Below are 15,337 nucleotides of genomic sequence, written 5' to 3'. Positions count from 1 at the left end.
GCAAATCTGCTGCGCGGCGCGCTTTGCGGCCGGCGATGCTCGCTGTACTAAAGTACAGCTGCGCTTCTCGGCCACAAATCACTGCCGCTCGCGACGATTTTCCTGGCTGCCGATGCGCCGTCGTGTCGCCGGAGCCAGCTGCTTGAAATCGGCGTTAGCGTGCATATCTTTTCGTTATTCTTGTTATACATAGCCATCCGGAGCCATCGCCCATGAAACGTATCGTCCTGTTTATCGCAACCAACCTGGCCGTGATGCTGGTGCTGTCGCTCGTCCTCAGCTTGTTGGGCGTGGGCAATCCGGCGCGCGGCAGTACCCTGAACCTGGGCAGCCTGCTGGTGTTTTCGCTGGTGGTGGGCTTCACGGGCTCGATCTTTTCCCTGTTGATCAGCAAGCCCATGGCCAAGTGGAGCACGGGCGCGCGCGTGATCGACAACCCGACGTCCTCGACGGAGTTGTGGCTGGTCAATACCGTGCGGGCGCTGTCCGAGCGGGCCGGCATCGCGATGCCGGAAGTGGCCGTGTACGAAGGCGACGCGAATGCGTTTGCCACGGGCGCCTTCAAGAATTCGGCGCTGGTGGCTGTGTCCACCGGTTTGCTGCAAAGCATGAACCGCGATGAAGTCGAAGCCGTGCTGGGCCACGAGATCGCCCACGTCGCCAATGGCGACATGGTGACCCTGACCCTGATCCAGGGCGTGGTGAATACCTTTGTCGTCTTCATGGCCCGCGTCGTGGGTTTCTTTGTCGATAATGTGCTGTTGAAAAATAACAACCGCGAAGGCGGCGGGCGCGGCATCGGTTACTTTGTGACCGTGATGGTGTGCGAAGTGATCTTCGGCCTGCTCGCTTCCATCATCGTCGCCTGGTTCTCGCGCCAGCGCGAATTCCGCGCCGACGCCGGTTCCGCCAAGCTGCTGGGCAGCCCCACGCCGATGATGCATGCGCTGGCCCGCCTGGGCGGCGTGCATCCGGGCGAACTGCCGCAATCGATGCAGGCGCTGGGCATCAGCGGCGGCAATGGCGGCTGGGGCGCGCTGTTCGCCACCCATCCGCCCATCGAAGAACGTATCGCCGCGCTGCGCGGCGTACAATAATGCTAACTTAACAAGCTGGTTCGCCAGAACGCTTACACATGAGTCAATTTTTTCATATTCACCCTGAGAATCCGCAATTGCGTTTGATCAAGCAGGCGGCGCAGATCATCCAGTCCGGCGGCGTCGTGGCCTTGCCCACCGATTCCTGCTACGCGCTGGTGTGCCAGCTCGACGACAAGGGCGCCGTCGAGCGCCTGCGCCGCATCCGTGGCGTGGATGAAAAGCACCATCTGACCTTGCTGTGCCGCGACTTGAGCGAGCTGGGCGTGTATGCCAGAGTCGACAATCGCCAGTTCCGCCTGCTCAAGGCGGCCACGCCGGGCGCCTACACCTTCATCCTGGAAGCGACCAAGGAAGTGCCGCGCCGCCTCAGCCATCCTTCGCGCAAGACCATCGGCCTGCGCGTGCCGCAGCACCGCATCGTGCAATGCCTGCTGGAAGAACTGGGCCAGCCGCTGCTCGGTGCGACATTGACCTTGCCTGGCGACGAAGACAGCCTGACGGATGCCGACACCATCCGCGAACGCCTGGAAAAACTGGTCGACCTGATCATCGACGGCGGCGTCTGCGCGCATGGTCCCAGCACCGTTATCGACCTGACGGGGCCGGAACCGGAAGTGGTGCGCGTGGGACGCGGCGACCCGGCCGTGCTGGGATTGTAGGCGGCCTGGCCGGCGCCCGTCTTTCTAGCCTGTCCCGGCAGCGGAACGCATCCGCTGCCAGCCAAGGACGCTCCCGGCAAGGCAGGGTCTTAATGGCAACATAAGAAAGGACAGCGGGCGCCTCTGTTAAAATCGGCATCATGAATGATATCAATGTGACGGTCCAGACAGTCGCGGTGTATCTGGTGCCCGTGCTGTTTGCCATTTCCCTGCATGAAGCCGCGCATGGCTACGCGGCCCGGTATTTCGGCGATCCGACGGCCTCGAACGAGGGCCGGCTGAGTCTGAATCCCATCCGGCATATCGATCTTTTCGGCACGATTTTGCTGCCCCTGACCTTGTACTGGGCGATCGGCGTGCCGTTCGGCTACGCCAAGCCGGTGCCCGTCGATTTCAGCCGCCTGCGCAATCCGAAGGGACAGATGGCCTGGGTGGCGCTGGCCGGGCCGATGGCCAATTTGGCCATGGCGTTGGGCTGGATGATTGCGCACGTCTTGCTGAGCACGGTATCGCCGGGTTTCGCCATGCGCAACTTCCTTGACGAGGTGAGCCTGGCTGGCGTGGCGGTAAATGTGGTCATGTTCTGCTTTAACCTGATACCCGTGCCGCCCCTCGATGGCGGGCGTATCGTCGCTGGCGTGCTGCCCGCCGGTTTGTCCAGGAAGTACGCCAGCATCGACCGCTACACGCCCTTCGTCTTCGCTCTGCTGATTTTTCTGAGCTACAAGGGCTACCTGGGCTTGGCGTTGAGCGGGGTGCTGCAGAAGGCGGTGGAGATCCTGTATGCGCTGACCTTGCCGCTGCGCATGCTGCTGGGCTGATGCTGCCAAAACGAAATTAACTGATGGAAGTACCGATGCAAGTAATTGAACCAACTGTAGAAACCGAAGCGATTTCCGGCTGGCTGCGCCGCTGGGCGCCCCTGATCCCGGGCGGCGAAGTGCTGGACCTGGCTTGCGGCGCAGGCCGCCATGCGCGCCACCTGGTGAGCCTGGGCCACCCGGTGCTCGCGCTCGACCATGATCCTGAAATGCTGGAAAAGGCGGCCGGCACGGGCATTACCACCTCGCTGGTGGACCTGGAGGCGCCGGGTGCCGTGTGGCCCTTCGCACCCGGCCGCTTTGCCGGCATCGTCGTCACCAATTATCTGCACCGGCCGCTGCTGGAAGCCATGCTTGCCAGCCTGGCACCCGATGGCGTGCTGCTGTATGAAACGTTTGCCGAGGGTAATGAGCAGTTCGGCAAGCCGTCGAATCCGAAATTCCTGCTCAAGGAAGGCGAAATGCTGACCTGGGCGGTGCAGCAGGGCTTGCGTGTGGTAGCGTATGAGGATGGACGCGTGGAACGGCCAAAAGCTGCTCTGGTGCAACGAATTTGTGCCGTCCGGCCGGATTTTCCACGGTTGGCAGCCTTGCTGCCGACGTTTTGAGCGGCCATACTATGTCAGAATGCACCACAGGCGCGGGCTATCCGCTACAATCGTTGTTTTATTTATCGGCGCTATAAACTTACTATGATCAAGGGCAGCATTGTAGCAATCGTCACCCCGATGCACGCAGACGGCAGTCTGGACTTTCCAGGTTTGCGCAAGCTGATCGACTGGCATATCGCCGAGGGTACGGACGGCATCGTCATCGTTGGCACAACGGGCGAATCGGCAACAGTCAGCGTGGAAGAACACTGTGAACTGATCCAGTTGACCGTCGAACATGCCAAGGGACGCATTCCTATCATCGCCGGTGCCGGAGGCAACTCCACGGCCGAGGCCATCAAGCTGACGCGTTACGCGAAAGAAGCGGGCGCCGATGCTGTCTTGCAAGTGGTGCCGTACTACAACCGTCCTACCCAGGAAGGCATGTACCAGCACTTCAAGGCCATCGCCGAAGCCGTCGACATCCCCGTCATCCTGTACAACGTGCCGGGCCGCACGGTTGCCGACATGAGCAACGAGACCATCGTGCGCCTGTCCGCCATCCCGAATATCGTCGGCGTGAAAGATGCGACCGGCAATATCGGCCGCGGCGTCGACCTGCTGCGCCTCGTGCCGGCCGACTTCGCCGTGTACTCGGGCGACGATCCGACGGCCATGGCGCTGATGTTCTGCGGCGGCCACGGCAACATTTCCGTGACGGCCAACGTCGCGCCGCGCGCCATGCACGAACTGTGCGTCGCGGCCATGGCGGGCGAACGCGCCAAGGCGATTGCCATCAATAACAAAGTGTTCCCTCTGCACCAGAAATTGTTTGTCGAGCCCAACCCGGTGCCCGTCAAATGGGCGATGGCCGAAATGGGCCTGATGCCTGCCGGCATACGCTTGCCACTGGTGCCGCTGGCTGAAAATTGCCATGCCACCGTGCGCGATGCCTTGCGCGACGCCGGCGTCCTGTCTTAAGGCCGAACTTTAAGCCCGGACTTGACCAGTCCGGACCTTCCCTGATTCCAGCTGCTACTTAGCTTCTTATCCAGTTACGACATGACTAATTGCAAGAAAAACCAATCGGCGCCTGCCACCTTCGCCGTCCGCGGCATCGTCATCGGCGCCGTCGCAGCCAGCCTCGCGGGCTGCGGCATGATCAGTTCGGTAGTCGGCGGCGACAAGGTCGACTACAAGTCGGTCAAGAAAGCCGGCACCCTGGACGTGCCGCCTGACCTGACGCAATTGCAGCAGGACAACCGCTACTCCTTGCCGGATGCGAAAAACGGCGTGGCCACGGCTTCCGGCTACAACGCGCAGCGCAACGCCACGGCCGGTACCCCGGTCGTCGTGGGCGCCGACGGCGTGGTCGGCGTGGTGCCGGTCACGGCAGGCGGCGTGAAGGTCGAGCGCGCGGGCAACCAGCGCTGGCTGGTCGTCAAGCAGTCGCCTGAGGTGCTGTGGCCGCAACTCAAGCAGTTCTGGGAAGATTCGGGCTTTACCATTGCCGTCGACCAGCCGACGGCGGGCATCATGGAAACCGAGTGGAACGAAAACCGCGCCAAGGTACCGCAAGACTTTATCCGCAGCACCATCGGCAAGGCCTTCGATTCGCTCTACTCGACCGGTGAAAAAGACAAGTTCCGCACCCGCGTGGAGCGCCTGGCCGACGGTTCGACCGAGATCTACATCAGCCACCGCGGCGTGGAAGAGGTTGTCACCGGCCGCGACAAGGAAACCACCACCTGGACCGCTCGCCCGAACGATCCGGGTCTGGAAGCGCAATTCCTGGCCAAGCTGATGACGCGCCTGGGCGCGGCCAGCGACGAAGCGCAAGCGAAGACGTCCGTCGATGCCGCGATTGTGCAGCCGCAGCATGCCAAGCTGGTGGGCGATGCCGCCACGCCGGCGCGCGCCATCGAAGTCGATGAAGGTTTCGACCGCGCCTGGCGCCGTGTCGGCCTGGCGCTGGACCGCGTTGGCTTCACCGTGGAAGACCGCGACCGCACGCAAGGCACGTATTTCGTGCGTTACGTCGATCCGGATGCGGTCAAGAAAGATGGCTTCTTCTCGAAGCTGTTCAGCTGGGGCTCGTCGTCCGACAAGGACAAGGAAGCGCAACGCTACCGCGTGCTCGTCAAGGCCGGCACGGGCTCGACCAGCCGGGTCAGCATCCTCGGCAACGAAGGCCAGCCAGATACCTCGCCAGTGGCCGAGAAGATCCTGGGTCTGCTGAACGATCAGTTGAAATAAGCGCTACATTCGCGGCAGGCATCAGAGTCTGCCGCGCATTAAAAAAGGCTGGCCCGGAAAACCGGACCAGCCTTTTTTAATATGTTTGCGTCCGGCGCTTTATCCCGCGGATAAAGCGCCGGACGCAAAAAAGCCGGCCCGAAGGCCGGCTTTCTCTAGTGCAGGGTGCTAAATTACTTAGCAGCCGATGCAGCAGCCGAAGCAGCCGAAGCAGCGTCGGTAGCGGCCGAAGCGGCAGCCGAAGCAGCAGCAGCAGCGTCGGTAGCGGCCGAAGCAGCAGCGTCAGCAGCAGCAGCAGCTGGAGCAGCTTCAACTGCTGGTGCTGGTGCTGGGGTTTCAACTACTGGTGCTGGTGCAGGAGCTTCTTCTTTTTTGCTGCAAGCAGCCAGAGCAACAACCATCAGGGAGGCGATCAGCAGGGATTTTTTCATTTGTTTTCCTTAATTATTTCAAAAAATAAATCAATATTGTTGCGATGAATAATTACCGGTAATTATCGCTCGTTAGGTCGTCTTCGAAGGCTTTTCGTACCAGGTGGTGCCTGCCAGACAACGGAAACTTCCTAACCGAATATTATAGCGATTTTTGGTGCGTCGCAATAGGAGCAAGAGGCAAATTCGCAACTATTTTGTGATATCGCAATATTTGCCGAAGCAAATTGCAAGCAAGTGTAAGCGATTTGCGAAAGCGCGACAAAACGATATAAAAATAATATGTTTCATTGCGCTGGCACAGAAGCTGTTATTTTACCTACTGTAATACCACTTTGCTACGACACTCTCATTCAAGCCAGTTCGATCCAGCCATCCTGATACCAGGTGTACAAGGCATCCATCACGTCATCGGACGCCTGGGCCACGGCGGCACCATCGAGGGCGCGTTCGTTGGCCAGAGTTTCCAGGGCCGTTTTGTCGGCTTTTCCAATGGCAAACGATTCGCCATTGATGAAGACATTCTTGCCACGATACAGCATCAACGTCTTGCGCGACAACACGACACCCTTTTTCTGCGCGGCGTCCGCGAAGCGGCCCACCGTCAATGGCTTCGACAGCGGGGTGAAAAACACATTGTGCTTCGGTTCCGACAGGTGTTCGCCCAGGAAAATGGTCACGTCTTCTTCCGTGAAGCGCACCTTGTTCATTTCTTCGGTGATGGTGCTGAGCATCTCACGGGGGATTTCCGCCGGCTTGCCCGACGCTTTCAGGTCGGGATCGCTGTAAATGCCCGGCAAGTCGATCGAATCGGCCATGAATTGCAAAAAGGCTTCGCCCAGTTCCTGGAACGTGGGTGAGCGGAAACCGATCGAATACGTCTGGCAGTCGCCGATGGCCACGCCGTCGTGCGCGTAGTGGGGCGGCAAATACAGCATGTCGCCCGGTTCCAGCGTGAATTCTTCATCGGGCGTGAAGTTGCTGAGGATTTTCAGCGGCAAGCCGTCGATCAGGCTCAGGTCCTTCTGCGCACCGATGCGCCAATGGCGCTTGCCCTGGCCTTGCAGCAGGAACACGTCATAGGAATCGAAATGCGGACCCACGCCGCCGCCATCGGTGGCAAAGCTGACCATCAGGTCGTCCAGGCGCGCGTCGGGCAGGAAGCGGAACTGGCGCAGCAGGGCGTCGGCCTTGGCGCTGTGCAAGTTAGCGCCCTGCACCAGCAGCGTCCATTCCTTCTGTTTCAGCGAGGGCAGGCTGGTCAACGGACCTTGCTGCATGTTCCAGTGGCCATCCGCATGGCTGACCAGGCGCGATTCGACGTGGTCCAGGGTAGCCAGCTCGGCCAGGGCCTTGATATCGAACAGCGCCTTGAAGCCAGGCACGGCTTGACGGATCAACAAGGGCTTTTTATGCCAGTAGTCGCGCAGGAATTGCGCCGGCGTGATATCGCCGAGGAGAGTTAATTTTTTCATGCGCCCATTATAACAACCGGAAATGCAGGAATGCGCCTGCCGTTGGCGGCGTGAAGGTATAATTTGCCAGCTTATACAATGAAAGGAAGCATAATGAAGATTGCCAAAAATACGGTCGTGACTGTCAACTACAAACTGTCAGACGCGCAAGACAATCTGATCGAAGACGGCCGTCAGCCGATGGTCTACCTGCACGGTGATTATGAAAACACCCTGCCGAAGATCGAAGAAGAACTCGACGGCAAGGAAGTTGGCTATTCCAACACGATCCAGATCGAACCGGATGATGCTTTCGGTGAATACGATCCCGCCCTGGTCAAGGTCGAGCCGCGCAATCGCCTGCCTGAGCCGCTGGAAGTGGGCATGCAGTTCGAAGGCATGCCGGAAAGCGATTCGCCGGATGAAGAAGCGATGATCTTCACCGTGACCGATATCGCCGACGACAAGGTCGTGCTGGATGGTAACCATCCACTGGCCGGCATCGCGCTGCGCTTCTCGCTGACCGTCGCTGACGTGCGCGAAGCCACCGAAGAAGAAATCGCCCATGGCCACGTGCATGGCGCACACGGCCATGACCATGGCGATGAAGATGATGAAGGCGAAGACGGCGATCACTTCCGCACCCACCCTATCCACTAACACCTGACCAAACCTGCTGCGCGCAGCGGGGCGCGGCTGGCGATGCTCACCGTACTAGAGTACGGTTGCGCTTCTCGGCCACGCCGCGCAGCTGCTCGCGACGGTTTTGTCAGGCGTCGTGACGCTGCTGGGTAACACCCGACCAAACCTGCTGCGCGGCGCGCTTTGCGACCGGCGATGCTCACCGTACTGGAGTACGGTTGCGCTTCTCGGCCACAAATCACTGCCGCTCGCGACGGTTTTGTCAGGCGTCGTGACGCTGGTGGATTGAATGAATAAAGGCCGACTTCGTCGGCCTTATTTTTTATCGGCGCACAGTCGATGCCTTGGCCCGTGCCTGCGCCGATGGCCGAGTGGCACGTTGACGCACCTCAAAGAATGGGGTTTTGCCGGGCCGTACGGTGATGGCGGACCAGTCGTTGTCGATGCTGACGTGGCCCAGGTTGCCTTTCCAGCGGATCTTTGGCGCGTCCGTCCTGGCCGCGGCCTTTTTACTTTTCCCTTCCTTGCCCTCCGCGTCGCCATCGCGTTGCGTATCGACCAGCAAGACTTTGCCGCTGAACTTCTTCGCCAGGGTACGGATCTGCTTGCGCGGTCCCGCAAAACCATCCTGTTTCGAACTGAAGCTGGGCAGCAGCGAATTGTCTTCTTCGTCCAGTACGCCCACATCGCCATCGGAAAACAGCACGATGCCGTCGAGTTTCTTGCGCTGCGCCATGGCGAACAGGCGCTGCAGCCAGGAACGGTTGGCCACCAGGCGGTCTTCGAATTCGCTGTTGCGTCCCGCTTCTGGCAGGAAATGGTTGTTGTTGGCGGGCAGGTTGACGGTGGCAAACAGCACGCCGCCGTATTCCCAGTGGGCGTTTTCCGCATAGCTGCGGAACTTCGCCGTCGATGACAATCGCGACAGGGTCAGCTTGCGCTGGCCCAGGCTCTGGTCGTCGGCGAAATACACGTCGCGCAGCCGGTTCAGGCGTTCGATGGCGTTGACCCTGCCGCGCGAATTGCGGCAGTTGGCCCAGTCGCTGGCCGACAGCGAGACGATCAGCGGCGGCCCGCTGGCGTCCAGCACCTCCTTGCGCTGGCTGTACAGTTTGTCGCTGCACGATTCGCTGGCGGCCTTGATGCCGGTGGCCACCACGAACGAGGCATTGAAGGCGCTCGTTTCGGCGATGGCTTTCTTCAGGGGGCCGTCGTCCGGCCCCGCGTTGAAGGAGTGGCCCAGCACCGCAAACTCGAAGCCGGCCTGGTCGCCTGGGGCGGCCAGCGCCGCCTGCCATGGCAGACTGACGGCCAGCAAGCCGGCGGCCAGCAGGCGCAGGCTAACAATGCCGCGCCGGATCGTCATGCGGCGGCCAGCCGTTTCAACTGATACAGCTGCTCCAGCGCATCGCGCGGCGTGAGCGCGTCGGGATCGAGGTCGGCGATGGCGTCGAGCAAGGCTTGCTGCGCCGCGTTCAGCGCGGCCAGCGGCGCCCCCGCTTCCTCTTCTTCCTCTTGCGCATACGGATCGGCGGAAGGCAGCGCGAACAGGTCGCGTTGCGGCGTGGCGTCGAGTGCCTGCGCTTCCAGGCGCGCCAGGTGCTTGCGCGCCGCCTTGATCACAGGCTGCGGCACGCCAGCCAGTTGCGCTACCTGCAAGCCGTAGCTTTGCGAGGCGGGACCGGCCTGCACGGCGTGCAGGAAGACGATGCTGTCCTTGTGCTCGACGGCGGACAAATGCACGTTGGCCGCGCTCGGGTGGCTATCCGGCAGTTGCGTCAGCTCAAAGTAGTGCGTGGCAAACAGGGTGAAACTGCGGCTGCTGTCGATCAGATGGCGCGCGATGGCCCAGGCAAGGGCCAGGCCATCGAAGGTCGAGGTGCCGCGGCCCACTTCATCCATCAGCACCAGCGAGTGCTCGGTGGCGCCGTTCAAAATCGCCGCCGATTCTGTCATTTCCACCATGAAGGTCGAGCGTCCGCCCGCCAGGTCGTCGGTGGCGCCGATGCGCGTGAAGATGCGGTCGATGGGGCCGATGGTGGCGGAAGCGGCCGGCACGTAGCTGCCCACGTAGGCCAGCAGGGTGATCAATGCCACCTGGCGCATGAAGGTCGATTTACCGCCCATGTTCGGGCCGGTAATCAGGAGCAAACGGCGCTCGTTGACGAAGCGGCAATCGTTGGCGATGAAGCGTTCGATCTGCTTTTCCACCACGGGGTGGCGGCCTTCTACGATGTTGATGCACGGTTCCTCGACCAGTTGCGGCGCGGCCCAGTTGTGCTGTTGCGCATGTTCCGTCAGCGCATTCAAAGTGTCGAGCTGGGCCAGGCCTTGCGAAATGGTCTGTAAAGTCCCAATGTGCGGCGCCAAGTCGGCCAGCAGCAGGTCGTACAGCAGTTTTTCGCGCACGAGGGCCTTGTCCTGTGCCGACAGGGCCTTGTCTTCGAACACTTTGAGTTCCGGCGTGATGTAGCGCTCGGCGTTTTTCAGGGTCTGGCGGCGGCGGTAATCGTCCGGCACCTTGTCCGTCTGGCCGTGCGTGACTTCGATGTAAAAGCCGTGCACCTTGTTGTATTCGACGCGCAGGTTGGCGATGCCCGTGCGCGCGCGTTCGCGCGTTTCCAGGTCGAGCAGGAACTGGCCCGCGTTTTCCGACAGCGCGCGCAGTTCGTCCAGTTCCGTGTCAAAACCCGTGGCGAACACGCCGCCGTCGCGCACCATCGCGGCCGGTTCCTGCGCCACGGCGCGCACCAGCAAGTCCAGGCAGGCGGTCGGCGTGGCCAAGGCCGTATGGATGGCAGCCAGCAAGCCGCTTTCGCCGCCCTGGCCAGGACCATAGCAACGGACCACGTCGCCGCGCAGGGCCGGCAGTTGCAGCAAGCCGTCGCGCAGGGCGGCCAGGTCGCGCGGACGGGCCGACAGCAGCGCGATGCGCGTGGTGATGCGTTCGATATCGGGTACTTGCGCCAGGGTGGCGGCCAAGGGCCCCGCCGCTTCGCTTTGCGCCAGCGCGGCGATGGCTTCATGGCGCGCGCGCGCCACGTTCTGGTCGCGCCGCGCATGGTGCAGCCAGTGGCGCAGCATGCGCGAACCCATGGCCGTGCGGCAATGATCCAGCAGGGAAAACAAGGTCGGCGATTCCTGGCCGCGGATGGTTTCCGTCAGTTCCAGGTTGCGCCGCGTGGCCGCGTCCAGGCCGATGAATTCGCTTTCCGTCTCGGTTGTCAGGGAGCGCACGTGCTGCAGACCGCGTCCCTGCGTCGATTGCGCATAGCGCAGCAGCGCGCCGGCCGCGCCGAACGCGGCGCCGAGGCCGTCGGCGCCGAAGCCCGTCAGGGTCGCCACGCCCAATTGATCCAGCAGGGCCTTGTGGCCGCCCACCACGTCGAAATGCCAGTCCGGCACGCGGTTGATGTGCGTGCCCGCGTAATCGTCGAACAGGTTGCCGTTGTCGCCGCTGAGAATTTCGGCCGGCACGATGCGTTCCAGCTCCTGCTGCAGGCGCACGGCCACGGTGGCGCTGTCGCCGGAAAATTCCATTAGCTTCAAGGCACCGCTGGCCAGCGACAGCCAGGCCAGGCCCGTGGTGACCGTCTTGCGCTGCGTGATGCTGCACATGGCCAGCAGCGGGCGCTCGGCCTTCTCGGGCAGCAAGTCCGCATCCGTCAGGGTGCCGGGCGTGACCACGCGCATGACCTTGCGCTCGACAGGGCCCTTGCTGGTGGCCGGATCGCCGATCTGTTCGCAGATGGCCACCGACTCGCCCAGCTTGACCAGCTTGGCCAGATAGCCATCGAGCGAATGAAACGGCACGCCGCACATTTTAATGGGGTTGCCGCTGGCCACGCCGCGCGCCGTCAGGGTAATGCCCAGCAGGCGCGAGGCTTTTTCCGCATCCTCGAAAAACAGCTCGTAGAAATCGCCCATGCGGTAGAAGACCAGCATCGTCGGGTGGTTTTCCTTGATGCCCATATATTGTTGCATCATGGGCGTGAGCTTTTCAGCCGAATTCTTCTTTGCCGCGGCGGCGTTGATTTCTTTTGGGACGGTGGTCATGTGTTCTTTGTCGTTGGTCCGGCGGCAGGAAAGGCGTGCCTGCCGGGCTGTGTGTGGTGCTGTGTGCGTTCAAGGCCGCGCCAGGGGGCGGAGCTTGGGTTCAAGGCCGTCATTTTACCGCTTTCGGCGGGCGGGGCGGCGTATTGCGTGCGGATGTGAAAAAGCCGCGCGGAGGTGGCGCGGCTTGGATATCCGGTAGTACTAGTGGTTGGGCGAAAAGTGTCTGTCGGTGGCTGTACGGATTACGTATCGACAGTGCCGCCTATTGATGCTTCCGGGTCAAAACTGAAGACACGCAATTCCGGCAAGTCTTGCTCGCCTCGAATGATGCGTACAGTCAGTACGAACGAGAGTTCCCAGCGCCCCTTGCTCTGACCCACGTCAAGGTTGTGTTTCCAATCCTGGCGGATGCGGCGCAGATCGGGCAGGGCAGGGTCTGGTGGCAGGACATGGGACTCGAAATCCAGGGGCACCTGATAGGTGGCGCCGGTCGCTTGCAGAAAGGGAGATGGCAGCGAGTAGCGGGTGGGTACGTCGGGGCCGATTTGGGTCAGCTGGGGTACGCTGATGAGGCAGCAATCGACGATTTGGAAAGAGGTAAAACCACTCGCCTTTGTGCCACAGCAATTGACTTCCAGGTAGACGTGCTGGCCTTGCTGAAAATGCACACCGCCCATGTAGGGGCCGTGGCGCGGGTCAGCGCTGCCGTCGCAGGAAGTAAACGCATAGTCGAGCTGGTTAGTGATTTGGTCTGCATCAAAATGGACCGATAACTTCATCCAGGGTTTTTCATACGTCATGTTTTCTGATTTCTTTCCATATTAATAAGTAATTTCTGATAGCGAACATCTCGCCGTAGTGTCAACAGATCGGGAGCTGATTCGATCAGGTTGAGGGGGTAGCCGCGTTCCAGTGCCTGTTGCAACGCCGCCATCGCTTCATTGCGCTTGCCTATCAGTTCATAGGTTAGTGCGGCCCTGAACTGGATGTCTGGCAATGTGGGAGCAAGCTGGACAGCTTGTGTTACGTGCTTGAGCGCATCGTCTTGCGAGCCCGCGTAGGCTGAATACAGCGCCAGCCGAGAATTGATTTTTGGGTCGTCTGGCGAGTGGCGTAGCATCACTTGAATCAGCGTAATTGCGCGCCGGTAAGAGTCGCGTGACAATTCAACCTGTCCGGGTACCCACCGTTGGGCATCCGCCAGGTTCGCCCATAACAGGTAGTTACCGGGACCGCCTTTATTGTCTGAAACGGCTTTCTTAAATGCCTGCACTGCTCCCAGATAGTCGCCCCGGTTAAACAGGGCATTGCCGAGGTTGGTATACAGTTCCCAGTCAGGATGCACTTGTAATCCTTGCTGTAGCACCTGCAGGGCTTCGTCACTGCGATTCAGACGGTCCAGTGTGCCGCTGAGTTGGGCGTAGGCATTGGCCACATGCGGATCTATCTGTATAGCTTTCCGAAAGTGCTTTTCAGCTTCCGTGTAATTGCCTAGGTTGTAGTGCAGTTTGCCCAGGATAGAAATCAAAGGGCGATTACGGGGATATAGTGTGATAGCCTTGTCAAGCACTTCCTGAGCCAGGTCAAATTTTTGTGCATGGATGAGTAGGCGCGCCTTACCATACATGCCCAGCAGATTGCTTGGTTCAAGGTTCAAGGCTGCCGTGACTTCCTGCATCGCTTGCGGACGTTTGCCTTGGTACTCCAGTACCCAGGCCTGTGCCACATGGGCAAGAGCCAGTTGATCGTCGGCTGCCAATGCTTGTTTTGCGGCAATGTCTGCGCGTTTCAGCCAAGTTTCATCACGCCCACTGCCAAAATAGTGCAATGTGAAAGCCAGTGACAGGCCGGCATTTGCCGCAGCGTGTTCAGGATTGTGTTTGAGTACGGTACTGAAATATTCAACTGCCTGTTTCTGTGCGCTTTCTTGGTCAAACGAGCGCAATGCTTCCATCCCCGCCGCCATGCTGGCCATCTCCGAATACGGCGCGGGTGCCTTTTCCCCCGTGACGAACGATTTGACGGCAGGAATGATATTGGGCAGCTGCCATCCCGCCAGCACCGCCAGCAGCGCCACGCCCGCACCCCATTTCAGGGTGCGCTTGCGGGGCAGGGGCAGGCGGATGGAGACGCTGGCGGGCGGTTCTTCTTTCGCGGACGTCGCGTCGGCAAGTGGCGCCGCCAGGGGGAGCGGTTCCCCGCGCTGCGCCCCGATCGCCTCGCGCACATCGCGCATGGTGCGTGGCCGTTCGGCCGGGTCGTGCGCCGTCATTGCGCGCACGAGGGCGTTGATGGCGGGTGGGACGGAGTCCGGGAGGTCGGGCCACGGCTGCGTCGCCTGCATGTGGGCGGCGGCCAGGGCCAGGCCGTTCAGGTGGGCGAAGTGGCGCTGGCCGGCCAGCATTTCGTACAGCATGGCGCCCAAGGCATACACGTCGCCGCGCGTGTCGGGCAGGCGGCCCATCAGGCGTTCGGGCGCCATGTAAGCGATGGTGCCCTGCAAGTCGCACAGGGTAGTCGTTTGTGTGGCTTGCGGGTCGATGTGGCGGGCCAGGCCGAAGTCGAGGATGCGCACCTTGCCGCTTGCTTCCAGCATCAGGTTCGATGGTTTCAGGTCGCCGTGCACGAGGTCCATGGCGTGCGCCTCGTCCATGGCGTCGGCGATCTGGTAGGCGATGTCGAGCGCGGCCTGCAAGTCCGCCTTGCCGCTGTGCATGAACTGGCCCAGCGTCTGGCCTTCCACCAGTTCCATGACGATGGACTGGCCCGTGCCCTGGCCCTCGATGGCGAAGATGCGCACGAAGGCCGCATGCTTGAGCGAGGCGGCCAGGCGCGCTTCATTGATGAGTTTTTCCGGATGCAGCACGTCGGCTTGCGGTTTCAGGCGCTTGAGCGCCACGCTGCGGCACAGCTTGGCATCCCAGGCTTCGAACACATGGCCGAAACCGCCTTCGCCCAGCAAGCGGCGCACTTCGTAGTGCCCGCTGATCGTGTCGTCTTGCGGCGGGGTCTGACGCTGGGAGTCGAGCAGTTCCATATACCTTGGCTTGAGAGTGCATCAACGTGGGCGTCAAGCATCGAAAAGGGTCAATGCGATGTTGGAATGCGCAAGATGATTGATTTTGAGTAACATCCTGATTTAAAACGATTGTTTCGAATAAGTCAATTAATATTGGCAAGGAGTGAACAAAAGTGCTGTTGGGCCACTATTGGTATTCCGGCGGTCGGTATGCCGTCAATGTGCTCGAACGCAATGATGACTGGTCCGTAGCGCCCGATAATGCAGGCGGGAGCGGCACCGTATGGACAGATGCCGCTGTATGCGTTG

General features: G+C 60.9%; 13 protein-coding genes. 7 read left to right on the top strand and 6 right to left on the bottom strand.

The genetic code is table 11. From position 1 onward, the window contains the following. Nucleotides 1–212: 212 nt before the first annotated feature. From htpX to bamC, 6 genes are all read left to right on the top strand, one after another. A complete protein-coding gene (gene htpX / locus ACQ4W4_RS03735; RefSeq protein ID WP_436540826.1) occupies nucleotides 213–1,097 on the top strand; it encodes a protease HtpX in 885 nt (294 codons plus the stop codon). A 38-nt stretch (nucleotides 1,098–1,135) separates the two neighbouring features. Next, nucleotides 1,136–1,759: an L-threonylcarbamoyladenylate synthase gene (locus ACQ4W4_RS03730; protein WP_436503514.1), complete on the top strand. Its 624-nt coding sequence runs from the start codon at nucleotides 1,136–1,138 to the stop codon at nucleotides 1,757–1,759. 140 nt (nucleotides 1,760–1,899) lie between these two features. Then, on the top strand, nucleotides 1,900–2,580 hold the full coding sequence (locus tag ACQ4W4_RS03725; RefSeq protein ID WP_436540825.1) for a site-2 protease family protein: 681 nt from the start codon (nucleotides 1,900–1,902) through the stop codon (nucleotides 2,578–2,580). Between the two features lie 35 nt (nucleotides 2,581–2,615). After that, entirely contained in the window at nucleotides 2,616–3,188 is a 573-nt protein-coding gene (locus ACQ4W4_RS03720; protein WP_436540824.1) for a class I SAM-dependent methyltransferase, read from the top strand. An 84-nt stretch (nucleotides 3,189–3,272) separates the two neighbouring features. Further along, nucleotides 3,273–4,151, top strand: coding sequence for a 4-hydroxy-tetrahydrodipicolinate synthase (gene dapA, locus ACQ4W4_RS03715; protein ID WP_436540823.1), 879 nt, complete (start codon nucleotides 3,273–3,275; stop codon nucleotides 4,149–4,151). 81 nt (nucleotides 4,152–4,232) lie between these two features. After that, on the top strand, nucleotides 4,233–5,426 hold the full coding sequence (gene bamC / locus ACQ4W4_RS03710; protein ID WP_436540822.1) for an NlpB/DapX family lipoprotein: 1,194 nt from the start codon (nucleotides 4,233–4,235) through the stop codon (nucleotides 5,424–5,426). Nucleotides 5,427–5,599: 173 nt separating this feature from the next. Here bamC and ACQ4W4_RS03705 read toward each other — a convergent pair whose 3' ends face one another. Together ACQ4W4_RS03705 and ACQ4W4_RS03700 are read right to left on the bottom strand one after the other, a co-directional pair. After that, complete coding sequence (locus ACQ4W4_RS03705) at nucleotides 5,600–5,857, bottom strand: hypothetical protein (RefSeq protein WP_077407633.1); 258 nt, start codon at nucleotides 5,855–5,857, stop codon at nucleotides 5,600–5,602. Nucleotides 5,858–6,210: 353 nt separating this feature from the next. Next, nucleotides 6,211–7,332 (bottom strand): JmjC domain-containing protein, encoded by a 1,122-nt coding sequence (locus tag ACQ4W4_RS03700; protein WP_436540821.1) that lies wholly within the window; start codon nucleotides 7,330–7,332, stop codon nucleotides 6,211–6,213. Between the two features lie 93 nt (nucleotides 7,333–7,425). On the opposite strand from ACQ4W4_RS03700, the gene ACQ4W4_RS03695 reads away from it, so the two are divergent. Then, nucleotides 7,426–7,971, top strand: coding sequence for an FKBP-type peptidyl-prolyl cis-trans isomerase (locus ACQ4W4_RS03695; RefSeq protein ID WP_152250192.1), 546 nt, complete (start codon nucleotides 7,426–7,428; stop codon nucleotides 7,969–7,971). Nucleotides 7,972–8,275: 304 nt separating this feature from the next. Here ACQ4W4_RS03695 and ACQ4W4_RS03690 read toward each other — a convergent pair whose 3' ends face one another. From ACQ4W4_RS03690 to ACQ4W4_RS03675, 4 genes are all read right to left on the bottom strand, one after another. Further along, nucleotides 8,276–9,319: a hypothetical protein gene (locus tag ACQ4W4_RS03690; RefSeq protein WP_436540820.1), complete on the bottom strand. Its 1,044-nt coding sequence runs from the start codon at nucleotides 9,317–9,319 to the stop codon at nucleotides 8,276–8,278. Continuing rightward, nucleotides 9,316–12,009, bottom strand: coding sequence for a DNA mismatch repair protein MutS (mutS, locus tag ACQ4W4_RS03685; RefSeq protein WP_436540819.1), 2,694 nt, complete (start codon nucleotides 12,007–12,009; stop codon nucleotides 9,316–9,318). The genes ACQ4W4_RS03690 and mutS overlap by 4 nt, the downstream gene beginning before the upstream one ends. A gap of 242 nt (nucleotides 12,010–12,251) precedes the next feature. After that, a complete protein-coding gene (locus tag ACQ4W4_RS03680) occupies nucleotides 12,252–12,809 on the bottom strand; it encodes a hypothetical protein (RefSeq protein WP_141170352.1) in 558 nt (185 codons plus the stop codon). Continuing rightward, nucleotides 12,806–15,046 (bottom strand): protein kinase domain-containing protein, encoded by a 2,241-nt coding sequence (locus tag ACQ4W4_RS03675; RefSeq protein WP_436540818.1) that lies wholly within the window; start codon nucleotides 15,044–15,046, stop codon nucleotides 12,806–12,808. The genes ACQ4W4_RS03680 and ACQ4W4_RS03675 overlap by 4 nt, the downstream gene beginning before the upstream one ends. Nucleotides 15,047–15,337 lie beyond the last annotated feature (291 nt).

It is taken from the genome of Janthinobacterium glycogeni, assembly GCF_051380725.1.
Lineage (GTDB): Bacteria > Pseudomonadota > Gammaproteobacteria > Burkholderiales > Burkholderiaceae_D > Janthinobacterium.
This window is presented reverse-complemented; position numbering and strand designations above follow the sequence as displayed.